General features: G+C 43.8%; 14 protein-coding genes, 1 rRNA gene and 2 pseudogenes. 10 read left to right on the top strand and 7 right to left on the bottom strand.

Annotated elements, in window-relative coordinates:
- Positions 1–436: 436 nt before the first annotated feature.
- From BT_RS12370 to BT_RS12360, 3 genes are all read left to right on the top strand, one after another.
- A complete protein-coding gene (locus tag BT_RS12370; protein ID WP_008763633.1) occupies positions 437–1,240 on the top strand; it encodes a 5'-nucleotidase C-terminal domain-containing protein in 804 nt (267 codons plus the stop codon).
- 119 nt (positions 1,241–1,359) lie between these two features.
- Entirely contained in the window at positions 1,360–2,163 is an 804-nt protein-coding gene (locus BT_RS12365; RefSeq protein WP_048694979.1) for a bifunctional metallophosphatase/5'-nucleotidase, read from the top strand.
- Complete coding sequence (locus tag BT_RS12360) at positions 2,160–5,165, top strand: glycoside hydrolase family 3 N-terminal domain-containing protein (protein WP_011108299.1); 3,006 nt, start codon at positions 2,160–2,162, stop codon at positions 5,163–5,165. Before BT_RS12365 ends, BT_RS12360 begins: the two co-directional genes overlap by 4 nt.
- A 71-nt stretch (positions 5,166–5,236) precedes the next feature.
- On the opposite strand, the gene BT_RS12355 is transcribed toward BT_RS12360, so the two are convergent.
- Both BT_RS12355 and BT_RS12350 read right to left on the bottom strand, forming a co-directional pair.
- Positions 5,237–5,863, bottom strand: coding sequence for a porin family protein (locus tag BT_RS12355; protein ID WP_008763636.1), 627 nt, complete (start codon positions 5,861–5,863; stop codon positions 5,237–5,239).
- Between the two features lie 15 nt (positions 5,864–5,878).
- Entirely contained in the window at positions 5,879–6,511 is a 633-nt protein-coding gene (locus tag BT_RS12350; RefSeq protein ID WP_008763637.1) for a DUF4136 domain-containing protein, read from the bottom strand.
- Between the two features lie 133 nt (positions 6,512–6,644).
- On the opposite strand from BT_RS12350, the gene BT_RS12345 reads away from it, so the two are divergent.
- Positions 6,645–7,949: a S28 family serine protease gene (locus BT_RS12345; protein ID WP_062695986.1), complete on the top strand. Its 1,305-nt coding sequence runs from the start codon at positions 6,645–6,647 to the stop codon at positions 7,947–7,949.
- A gap of 97 nt (positions 7,950–8,046) precedes the next feature.
- Here the strand turns inward: BT_RS12345 and BT_RS12340 are convergent, their stop codons facing one another.
- The 3 genes and pseudogenes from BT_RS12340 to BT_RS12335 all read right to left on the bottom strand — a co-directional run.
- Positions 8,047–8,415: a winged helix DNA-binding protein gene (locus tag BT_RS12340; protein WP_008765135.1), complete on the bottom strand. Its 369-nt coding sequence runs from the start codon at positions 8,413–8,415 to the stop codon at positions 8,047–8,049.
- Between the two features lie 30 nt (positions 8,416–8,445).
- Positions 8,446–9,171: pseudogene (locus BT_RS25005) on the bottom strand (DsrE/DsrF/DrsH-like family protein); the annotation flags it as partial.
- Positions 9,172–9,263: 92 nt separating this feature from the next.
- Positions 9,264–10,926, bottom strand: a pseudogene (locus BT_RS12335) (FAD-dependent oxidoreductase); the annotation flags it as partial.
- Between the two features lie 127 nt (positions 10,927–11,053).
- On the opposite strand from BT_RS12335, the gene BT_RS12330 reads away from it, so the two are divergent.
- Both BT_RS12330 and BT_RS12325 read left to right on the top strand, forming a co-directional pair.
- Positions 11,054–12,394: a sigma-54-dependent transcriptional regulator gene (locus BT_RS12330; protein WP_008763641.1), complete on the top strand. Its 1,341-nt coding sequence runs from the start codon at positions 11,054–11,056 to the stop codon at positions 12,392–12,394.
- Between the two features lie 89 nt (positions 12,395–12,483).
- Positions 12,484–15,417, top strand: a complete 2,934-nt coding sequence (locus BT_RS12325) for a discoidin domain-containing protein (RefSeq protein ID WP_011108296.1) — start codon at positions 12,484–12,486, stop codon at positions 15,415–15,417.
- Between the two features lie 62 nt (positions 15,418–15,479).
- On the opposite strand, the gene BT_RS12320 is transcribed toward BT_RS12325, so the two are convergent.
- Together BT_RS12320 and BT_RS12315 are read right to left on the bottom strand one after the other, a co-directional pair.
- Positions 15,480–17,009, bottom strand: a complete 1,530-nt coding sequence (locus BT_RS12320; RefSeq protein WP_070750407.1) for a hypothetical protein — start codon at positions 17,007–17,009, stop codon at positions 15,480–15,482.
- 153 nt (positions 17,010–17,162) lie between these two features.
- The gene (locus tag BT_RS12315) at positions 17,163–18,371 is read right to left on the bottom strand and encodes a hexokinase family protein (RefSeq protein ID WP_011108294.1); all 1,209 of its coding nucleotides are present in this window, start codon (positions 18,369–18,371) and stop codon (positions 17,163–17,165) included.
- A 161-nt stretch (positions 18,372–18,532) separates the two neighbouring features.
- Between BT_RS12315 and BT_RS12310 the strand changes: the two genes are divergently transcribed.
- The 4 genes from BT_RS12310 (at position 18,533) to BT_RS12295 (ending at position 23,907) form a co-directional block, all read left to right on the top strand.
- Positions 18,533–19,057 carry a hypothetical protein gene (locus BT_RS12310; protein ID WP_011108293.1) on the top strand — a complete coding sequence of 175 codons (525 nt, stop codon included), beginning with the start codon at positions 18,533–18,535 and terminating at the stop codon, positions 19,055–19,057.
- Positions 19,058–19,457: 400 nt separating this feature from the next.
- Positions 19,458–19,820, top strand: coding sequence for a hypothetical protein (locus BT_RS12305; RefSeq protein WP_008765457.1), 363 nt, complete (start codon positions 19,458–19,460; stop codon positions 19,818–19,820).
- Positions 19,821–19,852: 32 nt separating this feature from the next.
- Entirely contained in the window at positions 19,853–20,746 is an 894-nt protein-coding gene (locus BT_RS12300; RefSeq protein ID WP_008765456.1) for an IS3 family transposase, read from the top strand.
- 1,632 nt (positions 20,747–22,378) lie between these two features.
- Positions 22,379–23,907, top strand: a 16S ribosomal RNA gene (locus tag BT_RS12295).
- Positions 23,908–23,933: the final 26 nt, after the last annotated feature.

The raw sequence follows: 23,933 nt of genomic DNA, 5'->3' as shown, positions 1-23,933 counted from the left end.
AAAAATATGTTGCTTCATCGGTACAAAAGAATTTCTAATGGTGTAGAAATATCATTGATACAGTAAGTACCGAATGCGACTACTTTGCGATTATGCGCTCCTGTGAAGAAGCTGATAGTCGTTTTTCCCCACTAAGGATTTCCCCACTATAGTCCTTAGTTTATTTTAGTGAAGAGAGGAAAGGTCTGTACTTGTGAAAGACCGGACTTTTCGCTAACTCTATTCAAAGGACGTTCCTAATTTCCCCTTTTTCCCTGGGAACGTCCTTTTTTTAATTAAATCAACCCTGCCTCAGAATACTTTCAATTAACATTTTTAAGTGCATTTTGCAGCTAATTCCCCTTGAAATAGGACTAAACTTGCTATAAGTTTCTTCTTCTTCCGCATGACTTTAAAATATAAAATGTACATTTGTAGCATAAACAAAAGAAAGAAGATGAAACGAAATTACGTAAAGTATACTTCGGGAGCTATTCTGACAGGACTAATCCTATTCACTTCCTGCCAATCTACCCGTGAAGTTCAGGCAAATTATGAAGTTGCCCAGATAGAAGGAACCCGGATTTGTATGGATTCAACCTGGGATGCTCATCCCGACGAAAAGGCTGCCGCCCTGCTTAAACCCTACAAAGAAAAAATAGATAAGATGATGTATGAGGTGATTGGCGTCAGCGAGATGACGATGGACAAAGGACGTCCTGAGAGCTTGCTTTCCAACCTGGTCGCCGAAGTGCTACGACTCTCTGCAGAGCGTGTACTGAAGCATCCTGCCGATATTGGAATCATGAATATGGGCGGTTTGCGCAACATACTTCCACAGGGTAATATCACAGTCGATGCTGTTTTCGAAATACTTCCTTTTGAAAATTCTCTCTGCGTACTGACGATGAAAGGTACGGAAATAAAAAGACTGATGGAAGTCATAGCTTCTTTGCACGGTGAAGGACTGAGCGGAGCACATCTGGAAATAACAAAAGACGGAAAACTTCTGAAAGCAACCGTACAGGAAAAAGAGATCGAAGATGACAAAGACTATACCGTAGCTACCATTGACTATCTGGCGGACGGAAACGACGGACTCACTCCCTTTATCAATGCGGATAAGCGTGAATGTCCGGATGGATTGACATTGCGCGGACTGTTCCTCGACTACGTAAGGCAACAGACAGCTGCAGGCAAGAAGATTACCTCTAAACTGGATGGACGTATCACCGTTGTTCCGGCATCCGACCGGAAATAAAAAAATGAAAAGAGAATAAATAACCAAGGTTTACAATGAAATCTCAGTATCCTATGACAACTCATAATCATATAACTTCCGTCTTGAATATATTCAAAGGAAGAACCGGAAAGTGGCTGATGCTTTTCCTCCTTTTACTACCTGCATTGGCAACTGCCCAGGAAACAAAAAAACTAATCATACTGCAAACCAGTGATGTACACAGCCGGATTGAACCTATGACTCAGGAAGGCGACCGGAACTACGGTCAGGGTGGATTTGTCCGTCGGGCAAGTTTCCTGCAGCAGTTCCGCAAAGAAAATCCGGATGTACTGCTGTTCGATTGCGGCGATATCTCGCAAGGCACTCCTTATTATAATATGTTTAAAGGTGAGGTAGAAGTCACCCTGATGAATGAAATGGGATACGATGCAATGACAATCGGTAACCACGAGTTCGATTTCGGTTTGGACAACATGGCTCGTCTATTTAAATTAGCCAAGTTTCCGGTAGTATGTGCCAACTATGATCTTGATGCCACAGTACTCAAAGATATCGTAAAACCTTATGTCATTCTGGATCGTTTCGGTTTGAAGATCGGAGTTTTCGGGTTGGGAGCGAAGCCGGAAGGACTGATACAGGCCAATAAATGCGAAGGGGTAATCTATAAAGACCCGATCGCCGTATCCAATGACATTGCCGCACAACTGAAAGAAGAAGGATGCGATGTCATTGTATGCCTGTCACATCTGGGTATTCAGATGGATGAGAAGCTGGTAGCCAACACCCGTAATATCGATGTTATTCTGGGTGGGCATTCTCATACCTTTATGGAAAGCCCCAAGAATTATCTGAACATAGACGGGAAAAATGTCCCCGTTATGCACACCGGAAAGAATGGAATTTATGTTGGACGACTAGATTTGACCTTGAATAAAAAATGAGATTACTAACATATATACTGGCTATCCTGCTATTTCTTCCTGTCAAGGCCAGGGGAGAAGCAATAGATACTCCCGTAGAACCTTTACTACTTTATAAAGCTAAACAAGATGTCCGTTGTCAACAATGGGTAGACTCCATTATGAATAAGCTGACGCTTAAAGAGAAAGTCGGTCAGTTGTTTATATATACGATTGCTCCGGTAGATACCAAGCGCAACCAGATACTGCTGAAGGATGCCGTCGATACCTATAAAGTCGGCGGACTGCTGTTTTCCGGTGGGAAGATGCAGACCCAGGCGGAACTGACTAATCGGGCCCAGCGCATGGCAAAGTTACCGTTAATGATCACTTTTGACGGAGAATGGGGGCTGGCAATGCGTCTGCGTGGTACTCCTGTCTTTCCCCGAAATATGGTGCTCGGATGTATTCAGGATAATAAATTAATCTATGAATATGGTCGCGAGATGGCACGCCAATGTGTACAGCTAGGTGTACAAGTCAACTTTGCTCCGGTGGCGGATGTGAATATCAACCCTAAGAATCCGGTCATCAATACCCGTTCCTTCGGTGAAGACCCCGTACGGGTGGCGGATAAGGTAGTAGCTTATGCTTCCGGTCTGGAAGGCGGAGGCGTACTATCCGTCTGCAAGCATTTCCCCGGACATGGTGATACGGATGTAGACTCGCACAAAACGCTTCCGGTACTTCCCTTCACTCGCGAACGTCTGGACAGTGTAGAGCTCCATCCTTTTAAAGAAGCGATCCGTGCCGGATTGAGCGGTATGATGGTCGGACACCTGCAAGTGCCGGTTATTGAACCGATAGGCGGACTTCCTTCTTCTTTATCCCGTAATATCGTTTACGATCTGCTGACAGAAGAATTTGCTTTCAAAGGACTGATCTTCACGGATGCACTTGCCATGAAAGGTGTTTCGGGGAATGGAAATGTCAGTCTGCAGGCACTGAAGGCAGGGAATGATATGGTACTGGCTCCCCGGAACCTGAAGGAGGAGATAGCCGCCGTACTCGATGCCATTGATAAGGGAGAATTGACACGCGAAGATATTGAAGAGAAATGCCGCAAAGTACTGACTTATAAATATGTGCTCGGACTAAAAAAGAAACCGTTTGTCCAGCTATCCGGTTTGGGACAACGGATCAATACTCCTCAGACACGTGATTTAATCCGTCGGTTGAATCTGGCTGCGATTACTGTGCTGAATAATGAAAATCATGTTCTTCCTTTGCATACGAATCAAAAAGAAACGATGGCATTGCTTGAAGTCGGTGATGCGGGTGAAACCAATGCATTGGCGGAACAGTTGTCGAAATACACTTCTTTGTCACGTTTCCGTCTTCGTCCCGGTATGACGGAAGAGGCGAATCAGCGGTTACGGGACTCATTGGCTACCTATAAACGGATTATTGTTGCCGTAAGTGAACAGAAGCTGTCACCTTATCAGACCTTCTTCGGTAAATTTACTACTGAAGCTCCGGTCATCTATGCTTTCTTTACGCAGGGTAAGATGATGTTGCAGATACAGCGTGCGGTTGCCCGTGCCTCGGCAGTGGTGCTGGGACACAGCCCTAATGAAGATGTGCAGCGGCAGGTGGCGGATGTGCTCTTTGCCAAAGCTACGGCGGACGGAAGATTATCGGCCAGTCTTGGAGAACTCTTTCAGGCAGGAGACGGTGTCACGATTACTCCGAAAACACCTTTGCATTTTATTCCGGAAGAACATGGGCTTTCTTCTGTCGCCCTGCAACGAATTGATTCGATCGCTTTGGACGGTGTACGTCAGGGAGCTTATCCCGGTTGTCAGGTGATCGTGATGAAAGAGGGTCATGTGATGGTAGACAAGACATTCGGCACTCACACCGGAACGGGAAGCGCACGTGTGCAGCCGACCGATATCTATGACTTGGCTTCACTCTCCAAGACTACTGGTACGGTGCTTGCTTTAATGAAACTTTACGATAAGGGACGTTTTAATCTGACGGACAGAATTGCAGACTATCTGCCTTTCCTTCAGCGTACTAACAAGAAAGACATAACCATTCAGGAACTGCTTTACCATCAGTCCGGCTTGCCGCCCGGAATTGCTTTTTATCGGGAAGCCATCGATGAAGATAGTTATGAAGGCAGACTGTTCATGTCCCGCAAAGATGCACGGCATCCGTTGCAGTTGGGAACTTCCACATGGGCGAATCCTAATTTTGCATTTAAAAAGGAATATGTTTCAAAGGTTAAAACCGGAGATTACACCTTGCAAATCTGTGATAGTCTGTGGCTGAATCCTTCTTTCTTCAAGGAAATGGAGAAGAAGATTGCAGACGCACCGATGAAACCTAAAACTTACCGATACAGCGATGTCGGTTTTATCCTGTTGCGTCTTTTGGTTGAGAAACTTGCGGGAATGCCGATGGATGCCTACTTGCAACGTGAATTTTATGAACCGATGGGACTGGAACGTACAGGATACCTTCCTTTGCGCCGCTTTCCGAAATCGGAAGTTGTACCTTCTTCTGTCGATCGCTTCTTGCGTAAGACTACCCTTCAGGGATTTGTGCACGATGAGGCTGCCGCTTTCCAGGGAGGCGTTTCGGGAAATGCCGGATTGTTCTCGAATGCACGTGAAGTGGCACAGGTTTATCAGATGTTGCTGAACGGTGGTGAGTTGAACGGACAGCGTTATTTAAGCAAGGAAACCTGCCAGTTGTTTACAACGGAAGTTTCCAAAATCAGCCGTCGCGGACTTGGATTTGACAAACCGGATACCCGTAATCCGGAAAAGAGCCCTTGCGGAAAGCATACACCGGCAAAAGTATACGGTCATACCGGATTTACCGGAACGTGTGCCTGGGTAGACCCCGACAATGGCTTGGTTTATGTATTTCTGAGCAACCGGATTTATCCGGACGTAACCAACCGGAAGTTAAGCCGTCTGGAAATTCGCGAACAGATACAGGATGCGATCTATAAAGCGATTCAAAGCAAATAAAAAATGAAGAGCCCCTCTGCCGAAGTAGAGGGGCTCTTGCTTATTAATGTAAAATCAAGTAGTTGCTCGGGTTAGAATGAAACACCCACGCGGAAACCGAAGTTGTTCAGTCCGTCTACACTGTAATGCAGTACATCAGCCTTATTGGTACCATAGCTGTAGTACAGAGCAAAGTGCAGACCCGGTCCGTAAACCCAAGGGAATACATTGACACCTACTTCAGGAGAAGCGTAGAATCCCCAGCTGTTTTCTCTGGCTTCCAACATATTGAAGTTGGAACGGATCTTAGCATATTCAGCACCTAATTTTGCACTGACATAAGGTTGTACGGCTCCACCGCGATTCCATTGGTAGCGGGCGGCAGCACCGAAAGGCAACTGGAACATTGTGTGTTGCTGATCAGTTGTAACGTCACCTGCACCTATCTTGAATGTTTCGCGAGGAATATACTCGTGGTTGCTGTGATAGTTCAGGAAAAGACCCAGACCCAGGTTAGGAGTAACGAAATAACCACCTTCAAAGTTCATACCCCAACCGCTGGCTTTGTCTGCAAAATTATTGCTCAATGGAACATTGAACTGCCAGTCTATATTAGCATATCCATTGTCTGATAGCTGTGCCTTAGCCGGCATGGCAAAGGCGATGGCAATGGCTGCTAGCGCCACTACCTTGAAATATATATTCTTTCTTGTTTTCATAACAGTTGTAGTTGTTTATTTGTTAGTAAGATAAGGTGACTGAGTGAATGACTGGTTCACTGCTTCAATAGCAAGAGTGCGGTTGATAGCTTTAGAGCCTGTTTCAAATCCAGTCAGATAGCTTGTCCAGACTACAGGAAGTTTTTTGCCTTCACCTTCATCTGCTTTCAGGTTCACCATTTCTGTAATGAATGAGTTGGTGCTATAGCTGTAGGTCACAGCGTACGGATAGTACCATCCGCCCCAGTTACCCCAGTAGCTGGGTCCCCAGTAGCCGGGATATCCCCACCACCATTCAGGTTGTGTGTAGCCGGTGAAATAATAAGTACTTGCGATGTAGCTTACTTGAATACCAAGATCGGCACTTTCTTTATCGGCAGCCGGTTGATAACCTTTTGCTTCCATATTTTCTGTATAAGCAGCCAGAATTTGCTCAGCGCCTTCTCCTTCGAGATATTCCGGTTCTTTGCTGTCAGAGATAACCAAGATTTTGTCAGCCAGATAGAATGTGCTGAAGTCTTTGAAGTTGGCTTGCTTGTCGTAGTTAGTGTATACCAGATAGTTGTCATCCAGCTTACCCATGTCCGGGTCTTTTTCGCAAGAAGCGAGTGCAAAGACCGCCAATAAAATAGGAATTAATTTCTTCATATCTTTTATAATGTTTAGGTTATATAAAAATCACGCCCTGGTACCTTGGGGCTTTTGTTACAAACAACAAGAAATGTGTAAAAAGGTTCGTGCAAATGATTATCTTTGCGAGAAAATTAACACTCAAATGCTTATGAAACACATTCGGATACCTCTTTTCGTATGGTTCTCAATCGTGCTGCTGATCGCAGTTGCGCCCGTCTCATTGTCGGCGCAGGAATCGTTTATTCAGAAGATCGAAAAAAATAAGTCCGTCAGCGGAATAAAGTTGCTCGACACCAGCCGCTTCCCGGAAAAGTATGTAATGTACCTGACTCAGCCGCTGGATCATCGACATCCCGAAAAGGGAAGTTTCCGCCAGCGGGTGATTGTGGGACACGTCGGTTATGACCGTCCCACAGTGATTGTCACTGAAGGATATGGGGCAGGGTATGCTTTGCGCCCCACTTATCGGGAAGAACTTTCTGAATTGTTCGATGCCAATATGATCTTTGTGGAGCATCGCTACTTTCTCGAATCCACTCCCGAACCGTGCGACTGGCAATACCTGACCGCAGAGAATTCTGCCGAGGATTTGCATGCCGTGACAACCGCTTTCAAGACTTTATATCCTGGCAAATGGATCAGTACGGGGATCAGCAAGGGTGGGCAGACCTCCTTATTATACCGTGTTTTCTTCCCCGACGATGTGGATGTTTCCGTGCCTTATGTTGCTCCTCTTTGTTATGCGCGTGAAGACGGTCGGCACGAACCTTTCCTCCGCCGGGTAGGTACGGAAGCCGATAGGAAAAAAATAGAAGATTTCCAGTTGGAAGTATTGAAGCGAAAGGCTCGTTTGTTGCCCCGTTTTGAAAAAATGTGTACTGAAAAGAACTATACATTCCGCGCTCCTCTGGAAGAAATATACGATTTCTGTGTGCTGGAATACTCTTTCTCTATCTGGCAATGGGGAACGGATATCCGTAGTATACCGGAAACCTCGGCTTCTGACGATACACTGCTGGATCATTTGCTGGCAATCAGCGGACCTTCTTATTTTATAGTAGACAGCCCGACTCTTTCTTTCTTCGTGCAGGCTGCCCGCGAATTGGGGTATTATGGATACGATATCGCTCCTTTTAAACCTTACCTTTCTATAAAGACCAGCAAGGATTATCTGAGAAGACTGATGTTGCCGGAAGATATGCGGAAGATGAAATTCGATAAGACATTGAGCAATAAGATTGTGCGGTTCTTGAAGAAGAACGATCCGAAGATGATTTTTATCTATGGTCAGAATGATCCCTGGACAGCTGCCGGAGTAACATGGCTGAAGAATAAAAAGAATATTCATGTTTTTGTAGAGCCGGGAGGCAGTCATCTTGCACGCATCGGTACAATGTCCGAAGATCAGAAGCAGAAAGTGATGTCTCTTCTTAGAGGGTGGCTTGAAGAATGACGAAACGAGAAACGGTGAACAACCTGTAATATATGAACAGGCGGTTCACCGTTTTATTCTTCTGCAAGCCGATATTACATGTATCGGGCTGCTTGATTTAGGAATCTACCGATTCGAATAGCGGTTTCAGTAATTCCGGTATTTCCACTTTTTCAAGTGCTAATTGTCGGACTAGTTTTTTACCGCTCTGACTGAGATGGAACTGCATCAGTCTCCGGTCCTCTTCTCCGAGTGTTCTGACAATCAGTTCTTTTTCTTCCAGAATCCGGAGCATCTTTGAAGCGTGCGAGGGTGTCAGCTCCGTTCGTTTGGACAGGCTCGTGGCCGTCATATTATTGGGCGAGGCTTCTTGCAGGGCACATAATATCATCGCTTCATTTAATGATACCTGATACACTTTTTCAAATGCATCTTCAAATCTTGCCATTGCTTTGAATACATCGCGCATTACACATATTGTCTTCATATGCTACTTGTTTTTTTGTTTGTTCTTTTTCTATATAAACAGGTTGATATTTGCATTATCCGCCCGTTCCATGTATGTTGCTACTCCGCCTATTGTCACTTCGTCCAGAAGTTCTTCCTGTTTCACTCCCATGACGTCCATGGACATTTGGCAGGCGATAAATTCCACACCGTTCTCCAGAGCTTGTTGGCGTAAGGACTCCAGAGAGTCGATTCCTTTCCGGTTCATGATGTATCGCATCATTTTTCCTCCTATTCCTCCCATGCTCATTTTAGAGAGTTTCAGCTTTCGGGAACTGGAAGGGAGCATCATGCCGAACATTTTTCCAAAGATATCTTTTTCGACGTTCGGCTTATGCAGCTTCTTGATAACGTTCAGTCCCCAGAAGGTGAAAAAGATCGTTACCTTTTGTCCGGTGGCAGCTGCGCCATTAGCGAGCACAAAGGTAGCTAAAGCTTTGTCTAAATCATCACTGAACATGATGAAAGTTTTTCCTTTGCCTTCACAGGAGGTAACAATATTGCAGGATTTAGGTTCGCCCTTTTCGATCACTACTACAGATTTTCCTCCTGCTGTTTCTTTGGAAATCAACTGATTTCCTGTCGAGTTGCACCATGCGGCAGCATCACGCGGGAATCCCGGATCGGTTGAGGTAATTTCTACCCGGTCGCCGGAAACCAGCGAATCCATTGTCTTTTTCATTTTCAGAATCGGCCCCGGACATTGCAGTCCGCAAGCGTCTACACGGATTGTCTTCACTGCTTCAACTGGTGAAACTGTCTTTTGAGGTTGCGCATCTGCCGGCTGTTGTATGTTTGCGTTCGGTTGTGCAGGTACTTCGTTCTCACTTTCTTCTCTCAGGATGATGGGTGCTGCGGCAGCGTGGTATGTTTTCAATCCTCCGGAAAGGTTGCGTACCTTTTCAAATCCATGCTGTACCAGAATGCGATAAGCAAGGTATCCTCTGAGGCCGACGGCACAGAATGTATAGATCATCTTGTCTTTCGGCAGTTCATCCAGCCGGTCACGCAGTTCGTCCAGCGGAATGTTCACTGCACCCGGCAGTGTATTGAGCGAGAATTCGTCAGGAGTACGTACATCCAGCAGGAAATTGTTTTCCATCTCGATATCCCTCAACTGTCTCCAATAGACGGGTTGTACTTTCCCAGTTATGATGTTTTCGGCTACGTATCCTGCAACGGCTACCGGATCTTTGGCAGAAGAGAACGGAGGGGCGTAAGCCTGCTCCACTTTCATCAGATCATAGATCGTACCTTCATGCTTGATGACAAGCGCGATTTCGTCAATGCGTTTGTCTACACCGTCATAGCCGACGATCTGTCCGCCGTACAGTTTACCTGTCTTCGGGTCGAAAGTGATTTTAATACTCATCGGCATGGCATCCGGGTAATATCCTGCGTGAGAGGACGGATGGATGGTCGAAGACATATAATTGATTTCTGCCTGCCGCAATCGTTTGCCGGGTAATCCGGTAGAAGCAACAGTCATGTCGAATACTTTTGCAATGGAAGTTCCGATGGCTCCTTCATAAGGGATGTGTGCTCCCTGAATGTTGTCTGCGACAATTCGTCCCTGACGATTGGCGGGACCAGCAAGGTAATTGAGCCACGGTTTTCCGGTGATCGGGTGGCGGAATTCGATAGCGTCACCGATGGCGTAAATCGATTCGTCCGACGTTTGCAGGTAGTCGTTGACGGCGATTCCTCCGGCTTCGCCGATCTTCAGCTCTGCGGCACGTGCCAGTGTCGTTTCCGGACGTACGCCGATGGAAAGTATAACGATGTCGGCAGAGATGGACTGTCCGTTCTTGAAGATGACTTTCAATCCTTTTCCGTCTCTTTCGAAAGAGGCTACTGCCTGCTCCAGATACAGGTTCACTCCTTTGTCCATCAAATGCTGGTGTACAAGGGATGCCATGGAGAAGTCGATGGGAGCCATCACTTGATTTCCCATTTCCACAATAGAAACTTTAGCTCCTTGTGCGTGCAGGTTCTCTGCCATTTCCAGCCCGATAAATCCGGCTCCGATGACAACAGCCTTTCGGGGAGCATGACTGTTGATATATTCTTTGATTCGGTCTGTGTCGGCTACATTCCTGAGTGTGAAGATTCCGTTCAGGTCGATTCCCGGCAGGGGAGGACGTACAGGGGAGGCTCCGGTCGATATCAGTAATTTGTCGTAGCTTTCCTCGTAAGTGTCTCCGCTACTTTGTCTTACCGTTACTGTTTTTCTCTTCCGGTCGATGAAGATTACTTCATTTTCAGTTCGTACGTCTACACGAAAGCGCGTAGAAAATGCTTCGGGCGTCTGTACAAACAGTTTTTCCCGTTCTTTGATCACGCCTCCGATGTAATACGGCAGTCCGCAATTGGCATAAGAGATATACTTTCCTTTTTCTAAAAGGATGATTTCAGCTGCTTCGTTTGTGCGTCTGATCCGGGCAGCAGTGGTAGCTCCTCCGGCAACGCCTCCAATAATAATGATCTTCATAAGTTTGTTGCGTAAATAGTTTCCTGTGGAAATAACAATAAAGTAGGGAGAATTGTTCTCGGATCATAGAAAAAAGACTTATATTTGCGCACCCTGTTTGTCTTTCTTCATTTTTTATAAATTAATTATGAGTAAAATTCTTATCATTGACGATGAGGTTCAGATTCGTAGCCTGTTGGCTCGTATGCTCGGACTGGAGGGTTATGAGGTGTGTCAGGCGGGTGATTGCAAGGCAGCTATCAGGCAGTTGGAAATTCAACAGCCGGATGTGGCTTTGTGTGATGTCTTTCTTCCCGATGGAAACGGGGTCGATCTGGTGTTGAACATTAAAAAGACAGCTCCGAATGTGGAAGTCATTCTTCTTACCGCTCACGGTAATATACCCGACGGAGTGCAGGCAATCAAGAACGGTGCATTTGATTATATAACCAAAGGGGACGATAATAATAAGATTATCCCTCTGATCAGTCGTGCCGTTGAGAAGGCTAAGATGAATGTCCGGTTAGAGAAACTGGAAAAGAAAGTCAGTCAGCTATATTCTTTTGATTCCATTCTGGGAGAATCGAAAGTGCTGAAAGAAGCTGTTATGCTGGCACAGAAGGTTTCGGTGACTGATGTTCCGGTGTTGTTGACCGGAGAAACGGGGACCGGAAAAGAAGTATTTGCACAAGCCATACATTATAATAGTAAGCGGAGCAAACAGAGCTTTGTTGCCGTGAACTGTTCGTCTTTCAGTAAGGAACTGCTGGAGAGTGAAATGTTCGGGCATAAAGCCGGGTCCTTCACCGGAGCTTTGAAGGACAAGAAAGGACTCTTCGAAGAAGCCAACAACGGTACGATCTTTTTGGATGAAATCGGAGAAATGGCTTTTGAACTACAGGCCAAATTGCTGCGTATTCTCGAAACAGGCGAATATATAAAGATAGGAGATACGAAACCGACGCACGTGAATGTTCGTATTATTGCTGCTACCAACCGCAATCTGACAGAGGAAATCAAAGCGGGACGTTTCCGTGAAGACCTGTTTTATCGTCTTTCGGTATTTCAGGTACATCTGCCGGCACTTCGCGAACGTACCGGTGATATCAGAATTCTTGCCACTGCCTTTGCAAAGAGCTTTTCCGAGAAACTTTCGTATACGGTCAATGAGATGACTCCTGCTTTTCTTCATGCGTTGGAACAGCAACCCTGGAAAGGAAATATCCGTGAATTGCGGAATGTGATAGAACGGAGTCTGATTGTCTGCGAAGGCGGGCATCTGGATGTGTGCGATCTTCCGTTGGAGATTCAGAATACTCATTATGAATGTTCGGATGATAATATCGGTAGTTTTGAACTGGCTGCTATGGAACGAAGGCATATTGCCCGCGTCCTGGAATATACGAAAGGCAACAAGACGGAAACTGCCCGCTTGCTGAAGATCGGTCTTACCACTTTGTACAGGAAGATAGAGGAATACAAAATATAATAATATGACTATCTGATTTCTTTTTTAGGGGTATATGAGCGATTAATCGTTCATATACTGATCTGTAATGTGAAAAAGAAATAGAAGATATGAATATTTGGAAGACTACACTGTTACTTGTTTTATTATTTACTGGTATCACCGTTCATGCACAAAAAGTAAAAATTTCATTGAATAGTGATGGAAATCTGACGATATGGAAAGTGAAAGCTCAGGCAGAAATTGAGCATCCTTCTGATATGATGACTACCCGATATGACACGAGGGATTGGGTCAAAGCAACTGTGCCGGGAACGGTGTTTGGTTCGTATGTATTAGAAGGACTGGAGCCTGATCCGAATTTTGCTGATAATGCGTATAAAGTCGATAAAGCAAAATATGACCGTAACTTCTGGTATCGTACAGAGTTTAATTCGCCGGAGGTGGAAAACGGAGAAAGAGTATGGCTAAATTTTGAAGGGGTTAACCGTAAAGGAGAAATATTCTTTAATGGGACGCGTCTCGGGTTGCTTGATGGATTTATGCATCGGGGGAATTTCGATATAACCGATTTGCTGTCAAAAAACGGTAAGAATGTGCTTGCCGTCCTTGTGCATTGGGTAGGCACTCCGGTTCCCAATTATGCAAGTCCTACTTATATGTCATGTGCCGGCTGGGATTGGATGCCTTATGTTCCCGGTCTTCTGACTGGTATTACTGACGACGTCTATTTGACAAAAAACGGCGAAGTGTCTATCGTCGATCCTTGGATACGTTCGAAAGTTCCTTCTAAAAACAAAGCGGTTTTAAGCTTGCAGTTGGAACTACGGAATCATACAGATATAGAGCAGAAAGGAGTGTTGAAAGGTATCATTCAGCCGGGCAACATTGAATTTACCGAAGATTTGGTAATTGAGGCAGGCAAACAGCGGACTTTTCTTCTGGATGATAGCAAGTTCAGTCAATTTATAATTCAGAATCCTGCTTTGTGGTGGCCTAATGGTTACGGACAGCCAAATCTTTATACCTGCGAACTGACTTATATGGTGAATGGTAAGGCTTCTGATAAACAGAATATTACATTTGGTATTCGTGAATACGGTTCCGAGCTGGTTGACGGTGTGCTTCATCTTAAAATAAATGGTGAACCTGTTTATGTAAAAGGAGGAAACTGGGGAATGAGCGAATATATGTTGCGTTGTCGGGGTGAAGAATATGATCTTAAATTGAAACTTCACAATGAGATGCATTTTAATATGATACGCAATTGGATCGGTTCGGTTACGGATGATGAGTTTTATGAAGCTTGCGATAAATACGGCATTATGGTGTGGGACGACTTCTGGTTAAATTCAAATTCGAATCTTCCGGATGATGTTTTTGCTTTCAATATGAATGCAGTGGAAAAGATCAAGCGTTTGCGTAATCATGCTTGTATTGCAGTGTGGTGTGGTGATAATGAGGGGTATCCGTTACAGCCTCTTAATAAGTGGCTGGAGGAAGACGTTAGAACATACGATGGGGGTGATCGGGCCTATCATGCCAATTCCCATAGTGACGGCCTTTCCGGGAGTGGACCTTGGACTAATTCTCATCCTAACTGGTATTTTACCAAAGCCCCTTATGGATATGGTGCCAATATAACTAAAGGATGGGGATTCCGTACAGAAATAGGTACAGCTGTCTTTACTACTTTCGATAGCTTTAAGAAATTTATGCCCGAAAAAGATTGGTGGCCACGTAATGAAATGTGGGACAAGCATTTCTTTGGCAATTCGGCGGGGAACGCCAGTCCCGACAAATATTTCTCTACCGTAGAGTTCAATTATGGTAAAGCGAAAGGTATTGAAGATTTTTGCCGGAAAGCTCAATTAGTGAATGTTGAGGTGAATAAAGCGATGTACGAAGGCTTTCAACATCATATTTGGGAAGATGCTTCCGGCATATTGACTTGGATGGGGCAGTCGGCTTATCCTTCATTGGTATGGCAAACCTATGATTATTATTATGACTTGACCGGGGCTTACTGGGGAATCAGAAAGGCGTGTGAACCGGTTCATATTCAGTGGAGTTATGCTGATAATAGTGTAAAAGTGATCAATACCACTTTGAAAGAGCAGAAAGGACTTACGGCTACAGGTAAAGTCTATAATCTGGATGGGAAAGAAATGGGGCGTTATAGCCAGTCTGTAGTTTTGGATGCCGCCGCTAATAAGGATTCCTATTGTTTCCATCTGAATTTTACAACAGACAACCTTGCTTTCGGTAAGAAAGCGGTTGCTTCCTCCATTTCGGCAGATGCCGGAGAGCCAAGTGCCGCGATTGATGCCAGTGATGGCAGTCGTTGGGCGAGTGAACCCCGTGATGAAGAATGGATTTATGTTGATCTGGGTGAACCTACTGAAATAGCCTCTGTCATATTGAACTGGGAAGCTGCTCATGCAAAAGCTTATAAACTGTTGATTTCGGATGATGCAATAAACTGGAAAGAAATTTATATCAATGAGGACTCTAAAGGCGGTGTCGAAGAGATTAAGATAAAACCTGTTCGTACTCGTTATGTGAAAATGCAAGGGTTGAAACAGGCTACTATGTGGGGATATTCACTTTATGAATTTGAATTATATGGTAGAAAAAAGAAGCCAACGGATTTGACTCCTGTGCATTTCATCAAGTTGGAACTGAACGATGAAAACGGGCAACTGCTTTCTGATAACTTTTATTGGCGTTCCAATAAACCGGGAGACTATAAAGCATTGAATAATTTGCCGAAAGCCAAATTGCGTACAACATCAAGCTTAGTGGATAGTAATGGTAAGAAAGTGATTAAAGCAAAGATCGAAAATGTGGGATCATCAGTCGCTTTTGCTGTTCACGTACAGGCTATTCGCTCTTCTGATGGTGAGCGTATATTACCTGCTCTGATGAATGATAATTATTTCACATTGTTGAAAGGAGAGTCTAAAGATATTGAAATAGAATTTGATTCGGATTTGTTGCCTGATGGTAATTATAGTTTAAGTGTGATTCCTTATAATAAATAATATCGGGCGGACATTTCTTGAAACGAGACATGGTTATAGAGATACGGTTATATGACTTGGTGTTACCAATCTCTGTGCTCGTTCATAATCTCCCAAATGCGGTCGTGATTCATCGTGAACCCCAAAAAGTTTACTGATGAGTCCACTGCATCAAGTATGACCTGGAAGGCAGCGCATAAATCTTCGCGTTCTTCTGTCTCAATGAATCCCGATTTGCCGTCGAGCTTATTGAAAGCGATGACAAATTCCTTACCTGTTTGTTCAAGTCGATTTTGCAGAAGGGCAGCATCTCTGTCTATCAGATATTGGTTGGCGGCGACCAATGCATCGCGTCTCGCATTGCGATAGATTACCACTGCCTTTTTAAACTTGGCCGGTGGAACAAATTCGCTGCCGTCCCAGTGGCGTAACGGGTTATCCAGGTTTTCGGCGAGCCATTCCGGCTTGCGTAACTTGCGGATGTCCAGTTCAGTTATCTTTCCTTTATATTTTTTCTTTATTTGTTTTCCGGCCTCTTCGGGGATACTTTCCATCCAAAGGGTGTTTAGAAGGGGACAGGTCCCCGGTGTGGGAAACTCTTCCGCTGTGAATCCGAAGATTTCTTCGAGCGAAAGCACTTCCAGCGTTTTCAGATTGCGTAGCGAAGATATGTTGGAGAGGTATCCCGGTTTGCCGCAAATTCTTAGATAGTAGAGATTAGGGTATAGATTGGTCACGGGTAATAAATCCAGCTTTACTGCCCGGTCCAGTACGAGAATTTCCAATTGCGGTAATCCGACATCGGGTACATGATCTGCCTCAAGTTCTATTTTCAGAGTCAGATTACTACCGCCGTCAGGTGAATAAACCTTGAGCTCCGGCGATAAGGTGCTTGAAAATGAGATTGTTCTGCAACTCTCCGGTAGACTTACGCTTTTCAGTCCTTCTCCATCTAGTGTAATTTCCCGTAAGTGTGTACGGCTGAGGTCGAGATTGTTTTGACCGTGATTTTTCCAATCGAGTTTTGTGGCTGTCCAACGGGTTTCGAGGAATGGAATAAGTGATGGATAGAATTTAGTTGCACTGAAAGAATAGGCTACGGGGAGTTTCTCCAGCTCCGAATAGTTGTCCATTGCCGACAGTAACTTATCGTCAATGTATTGGAAACTGCGGCGGCATTCAATTCCGGATACTACAATTTCAGCCGTATCATTAAGGGCAGCTTTGAATTTCTGACGAGCATCTGTTGGGATCTTTGCCCATTCTTCTTCGCCGACATTGTCATATCCGTTTGGCCAGCAACCATAAACTTTGCACTCACCCGAAATAAGCGGAGTTCTGTGACCTGCATATGCAGCTCCCTCGGGCAATTTATTTCGTTCCGAATGGCTATAATTAGTAGTACCTTCTTTGAAGAACCAACGATGTCGCCTGAATGGCTTCATTTCCTTGACTGCCTTTTCATCAGGAAATTTCTCATCGAAATAGTCCAAAAGAAGATAAGTCATAATCTCTTTCTTAACGTCGATAATCTGATAGGCAAAGTATTTGCCGGTCTTTCTTTCCTGTCCGCAGTATATGTCTCCGGATTTTATGGTGTCGTTGTTCTGCATACTCATTCTTGTATTGATGCAAAAATACGAAAAGAGCGGCTTAAATAATCATTTATCTGCGCTTTTTCTTTTTATGAAGTTCGGGTGTGGTTACATCACTGTCGGCTTCATGCCCTGTATGTTTGTACAGAAGCCGGCAGTGACGGGAGTATATTATGATAATGCCGCAATGCCTGTCCCTATCAGGTTTGCGTTATTCATACTTTTTATATCCACTTCAATATCTTCCAGGCCGAATAATTGAAGGAGTTCTCTTAGTTTTTCCATAACGAGAATGTTATAGTTTTTATCCTTCCTGTTTTCACTCCAGAAAAGACTGCCTTCGGCTACCAGGCAAACTTTTCGTATATCTTTATTATAGGATTTCAGTAACATGATAAGCCCCGTAAGTGAGGCGGCAACCAATTGTGCGGATCTGCCATAAATCCATTGTGCTACCTGTACATATACATCCTTGTAGATGTCCGGGTAATTCATAATGGAAGTCAGTTTCTGTGCGTCGAATTTCTCTTCGAACTCTTCCAGCGGAAAGGCTGTTTTCAGTATGTCTCCCAGATACATACCGGATACCGCTTTCTCAAAACGTTGCTTTCCCGGATTACCGGAAATAGCGTCAACGGTATCATCTACCGCAGTCAGAAAGGGCGGATGGAAATTGCCTGATTCCAAATTGACAGGAATCAATCCATGTGCATTGCATGACTGATCCAGTTTTTCAATTTTATCGGCAGGGATAAAAGTTGCCATATTGGTTCCTGTCCCTACGATGAGGCCGATATATGCATCATAACTATTATCTGTGAGACCGGCGAATAAACTGGCTATAGTATCGTTTACTACCTTGATGCCTGTAAACTTAATTTTGTTTCTTTCATTCAGATAGTCGAGTAAAGGTTTTCCGATAAATTCTCCAACCATTTCTTTAATATCTACTCCTTTTGTCCAGCGTAACAGTTTGGCGTCTCCACCCGGTACGGACTCGGCCGGATAAGAAAAACAATAACCGATAGGCATTTCTTCCTCACGTTTGATTCCTATAATCATATCGGCCAATTCTTTGAATAACTCTTCGCGGGTATATCCGACGGACTTCATAATTGACATGTCTTTTTTCCAGCCATTGTTCGGGTGAACGGTTGGTGTTGCTTTGTCGAAATCTACGATTGCCACCCGATAATTGGTTCCTCCCAGGTCAAGTACCAGTGACTTTCCTTTAATATGGGTTGTTTTTGGAGCAATGAAGGTAGGAATGCATTGTATCTCTGCATTTTCCGTTTTTAACCCTTCTTCTGTTTTATCCCGAAATGAGCATACAATTGCTTTGAGCTGTTCATTATCTAACTTAAAAATGTTTTTTTCCATGACATTGACTTTTTATAGTATAAAATATCCTTGTCTTTGAATAACAACTGAAGGTGGATTTTGCTCGGGAATGCCCAATCTTTATTTGCCTGTATCTGATAATTATGTATTTGTTTTTTCAATTAATAAAAACTATATTTGTTTGAAAAATAATTTGATACATGAAAGAGCGGTCTCCAGTTAAAAAGAATATACTAAAATTGATTCCTTATATAGAAATTATTGCAGGAGTCATTTTTCTCTGTTTGGAGATTCATGACTATCGTACTTTGTATTCTATGGCCGAAGCTGATGCAATGTATGGGGGACTTGCTGATTTTTGTAAGTACAAAGAGAATGTATTTTGTCCGGCATTTTTCTGGATAATTGTTATACTGACAGGACTCAGTTATTGGAAAAATAAAAAGATATATTGGATTTTAACGCAGGCATTGGTGTTTATGGTCTTTTTTAGAGCTATGTTTCCGTTTTATGCCATTTTTATAGAGTTAAATCCAGTAGTCTTTTATATTCTTCCACTTTTGTACTCTACAATATTCTTTGTGGTAGAAAGAAAGTTGTTTAAAATCAAGCAAATAGATTCTGTTGATATTACAGTTAAAACAAAAATCACGGGGATCGGAATAGGTATCTTATGTACTATCATTTATTTCCTGCCCTTTTTGACCGTTTTTTGCTTAATATGATAGCCGTCTATATTTATTTTTCCACAGTGATTTGATAGCCGTTTTGCTCTCATGCTCTAACAGTTCGTCTGTATGCCTTTATTCATCGATGTTTTAGCAGTTAGAGATCCAATGGTAGCAGAGTGAGAGCAAGTGTTTGCTCTCACTCTGCTGAATCGTATTACGTATCTTTTATTAAATGTTATATCTTGATATACAGTATATTATCTTCCGATGTGTCAGCGCTTAATAATTGCTAAATCAGTCATTAATAACTGATCCCCCGTGTGTATTATTGGCTGATAAATTCTTTCTTTCTCTCTTTCTTTCTGAAATAACAGGTCAATTGCCCCCGCTTCTACTGTCTGTCTTACCCTGGATTTGGTTGACTACTATAAGTATCAACTAAAATGAATAAAAGATGAAAAAGAGTGACATGACCTTTAGTCCTTATCAGCTTGAACTTCTTGGCGATTTCTATCGTTCGAATTTCTCAGTTTCTCGTTTTGCCCAAGAAAAAGGGATTGCCCGCATTACATTTTGGCGTTGGGTTCGTATCTTTGAGGATTCTAATCCTGAAATATCCGCTTATATGAAAAAGAACAAGTCTCCCAAGTCCTCGGATGAATCCTCCTCAATTACTGCCTTACGTCTTGAGAATGAGCGTTTACGTGCAGAGCTTAAAGATGCTAAAATGCGTGCGCACGCCTTCGATACGATGATTGATGTTGCCGAGGAGATGTTTAATCTTCCTATCCGAAAAAAAGCTGGTACCAAACAATAAAAAGGCTTTGTAAAGGGAGGCATGCCTATACGGTGGTCTCTCTTTGCAAATTGTTTGGTGTAACAAAGCAAGCCTTTTATAAGTATGTTGACCATAGTACGGATAGTTCGGCCCGTGAACGTTTTGTTCTTGAGTTTGTCAAACGTGTGCGTTCAAAGGACCCTGGTATTGGGGGGATGAAACTTTGGCTGATGTACCGTAATGAGTTCGGCACCAGCCAGGCCTTTGTTGGGCGTGACTGTTTCTGTGCTATATTGTCCAAGTATAAGCTGACAATACGCAAACGTTTTCGGGCTCCACGTACGACAGACTCCTCTCATCACTTGCCACAGTATCCTGATTTAACCAGGACATTGCTATTAGAACATCCTGATCAGCTGTGGGTTAGTGATATCACTTACATTACCATATGGTTGCCTGACGGCAGTTATGTGTTCTGCTACCTGTCTCTGGTGACAGACGCCTATACGAAGGAGATCATTGGGTATTGCGTAGGTGATACTCTGGGAAGCTGTTACACAGTGGAAGCTCTGGAAATGGCAGTCAGACGCATAGCTGCAAAGGAGATTAAGGGTTTGATCCATCACTCCGACCGAGGCGTACAATATGCCAGTGCGGATTATATTGCCATATTACGACATAACGGGATTCTTCCCAGCATGACAGAGGATGGCAATCCCAAGGACAATGCCATAGCTGAGCGTGTGAATGGCATTATAAAGAATGAATTGCTGCAAGGAATGCGCTTTAGTTCAATACAGGAAGTCAGAAAAGCTGTAGCAACAGCCGTTCACTTCTATAACAACGAAAGGCCTCATATGAGCTTGGATATGCTTACCCCGGTACAGGCAGGAGAAATGCAAGGACCTATCAGGAAAAGATGGATAAGCTACAGAGAAAAGTATCTGAATGTAGCACTTGCTTAAAAATAAATATGTACATTTGCTTATGAAAAGACCAAGAATGCCCTGCTAGCGGGATAGAAAGAGGAAAAAGGGTGAGTTCCTTTCTTTTTTCTTCTTTCAAAGAGAAGAGTCAACCGGTTAAAGGAATAAGAAAAAAATAAGTAAACCGGAGGCAGGAATAATAAATAATAAAGTAAACAGCTGCCAGGGTTAGTAATATTTCTAGTCAACACATAGCAGCTATTAGAGATAAACAAGTCAACCATTATTAGGGAAGTACAGTCGATCTAATCGGACCATACGGTTGTTTCACTCATTCCCTACGCTTGAAGCAATGTTTTCAAGCGTCCGAAACCTTGTTTTCACGGCTTTGAAACTTTAGTTTCAAGCCGATGGAACTTTAGTTCCAAGCTGGAGAAACAAAAGTTTCAAGCGGGAGAAACTAAAAAGCTCTGTATAGACCAACCAACAGCCCATAAGTAACCATTGACAACAAGGCAGTGTGACAGCAAAATTTGCCGTCACACTGCCATCACCTACTGTTGTCACCTCATTAATCACTCATATTCAAATTATTACCCCCAATAACGTGACAGATGACAGCAAATTATAGTTTTTTATTTTCATAGAGAGCTTGGCTGACACGTAAGTAGGGGTTGACTGAAAAGTCGGTAGTATCTCTATTCTCCTCCTTCTGGAAGGAGGAGTGGTCGCAGACCGAGGTGGTAGGATAAATAATGTTTGTTCCTATTTCTTTGTAAATGATAGGATTATGTATTCACCTACCACCTCCCCCTACGGGTACTCCTCCTTCGGGAAGGAGGAGATTTAAGATACTATTGACTTTTTAGTCAGCGCCAATAGAGGTAGAACCGACTTTTTAGTCAGTCCCCATAAGAATGTTAATCCAATTGTTGCGGATGGCAGAGTTTTTTCTTTTTCAAACTTTGTTCTTCCCCCTATTTCCTCTTCATTTCCCTGGTGCATCCACCTGGGCTCACTCACCTAACGCGCGTGCGAATATAATAATGTGCACTCCTTTCCTCTGTTCCTCCTCCATCCAAGAATTTTATGTTCTACAACATCCTTATAATTCAACACTTTAGCTTCTATCCTCAAAAATAATTCAAAAAAAGAGTGATTTAAGTTTGGAGCATATTTGAAAAGGGCGTACTTTTGCACCCGCTTTCCAAGAGAAGAAAGCCTTGTTAAATTGACTTAGTGTAAAAGCGCAGTACTGCTTGACCATAAGAACAAAAAAACTTCCGATAAAGTTTGGAAGATAAAGCTAAAAGTTCTTATCTTTGCAGTCCGATTCGCAAAGAAAAGGCGTTTTGTTTTTCTTCTTTACCTTCTTTCCCTTTCGCTAAGAGAGTCTGAGAAACGATAGAAAAAGAAAAGCGAAAAAACTTCCGAAAACATTTGGTAGTTAAAATAAAACCTCTTACCTTTGCACCCGCTTTTAAAACGAAAGCAAGATGTTCTTTGAAATATTGATAAACAATACAAGTAGTACAAGAAAAAAATAGAACCGTCAATACTTGTCTTATATATATTAATATGTGTGAGACGTAAGGTATTAATGAAGTCAATAAATTGTACGGCATCCTGAACAGAGCAAAAATCAGCTTTATGCTGACTAACAATACTTTTACAATGAAGAGTTTGATCCTGGCTCAGGATGAACGCTAGCTACAGGCTTAACACATGCAAGTCGAGGGGCAGCATTTCAGTTTGCTTGCAAACTGGAGATGGCGACCGGCGCACGGGTGAGTAACACGTATCCAACCTGCCGATAACTCGGGGATAGCCTTTCGAAAGAAAGATTAATACCCGATGGTATAATCAGACCGCATGGTTTGATTATTAAAGAATTTCGGTTATCGATGGGGATGCGTTCCATTAGGCAGTTGGTGAGGTAACGGCTCACCAAACCTTCGATGGATAGGGGTTCTGAGAGGAAGGTCCCCCACATTGGAACTGAGACACGGTCCAAACTCCTACGGGAGGCAGCAGTGAGGAATATTGGTCAATGGGCGCAGGCCTGAACCAGCCAAGTAGCGTGAAGGATGACTGCCCTATGGGTTGTAAACTTCTTTTATATGGGAATAAAGTTTTCCACGTGTGGAATTTTGTATGTACCATATGAATAAGGATCGGCTAACTCCGTGCCAGCAGCCGCGGTAATACGGAGGATCCGAGCGTTATCCGGATTTATTGGGTTTAAAGGGAGCGTAGGTGGACAGTTAAGTCAGTTGTGAAAGTTTGCGGCTCAACCGTAAAATTGCAGTTGATACTGGCTGTCTTGAGTACAGTAGAGGTGGGCGGAATTCGTGGTGTAGCGGTGAAATGCTTAGATATCACGAAGAACTCCGATTGCGAAGGCAGCTCACTGGACTGCAACTGACACTGATGCTCGAAAGTGTGGGTATCAAACAGGATTAGATACCCTGGTAGTCCACACAGTAAACGATGAATACTCGCTGTTTGCGATATACAGTAAGCGGCCAAGCGAAAGCATTAAGTATTCCACCTGGGGAGTACGCCGGCAACGGTGAAACTCAAAGGAATTGACGGGGGCCCGCACAAGCGGAGGAACATGTGGTTTAATTCGATGATACGCGAGGAACCTTACCCGGGCTTAAATTGCATTTGAATATATTGGAAACAGTATAGCCGTAAGGCAAATGTGAAGGTGCTGCATGGTTGTCGTCAGCTCGTGCCGTGAGGTGTCGGCTTAAGTGCCATAACGAGCGCAACCCTTATCTTTAGTTACTAACAGGTCATGCTGAGGACTCTAGAGAGACTGCCGTCGTAAGATGTGAGGAAGGTGGGGATGACGTCAAATCAGCACGGCCCTTACGTCCGGGGCTACACACGTGTTACAATGGGGGGTACAGAAGGCAGCTACCTGGTGACAGGATGCTAATCCCAAAAGCCTCTCTCAGTTCGGATCGAAGTCTGCAACCCGACTTCGTGAAGCTGGATTCGCTAGTAATCGCGCATCAGCCATGGCGCGGTGAATACGTTCCCGGGCCTTGTACACACCGCCCGTCAAGCCATGAAAGCCGGGGGTACCTGAAGTACGTAACCGCAAGGAGCGTCCTAGGGTAAAACTGGTAATTGGGGCTAAGTCGTAACAAGGTAGCCGTACCGGAAGGTGCGGCTGGAACACCTCCTTTCTGGAGCGATGTCGTAACAACGATTT

It is taken from the genome of Bacteroides thetaiotaomicron VPI-5482, assembly GCF_000011065.1.
GTDB lineage: Bacteria > Bacteroidota > Bacteroidia > Bacteroidales > Bacteroidaceae > Bacteroides > Bacteroides thetaiotaomicron.
This window is presented reverse-complemented; position numbering and strand designations above follow the sequence as displayed.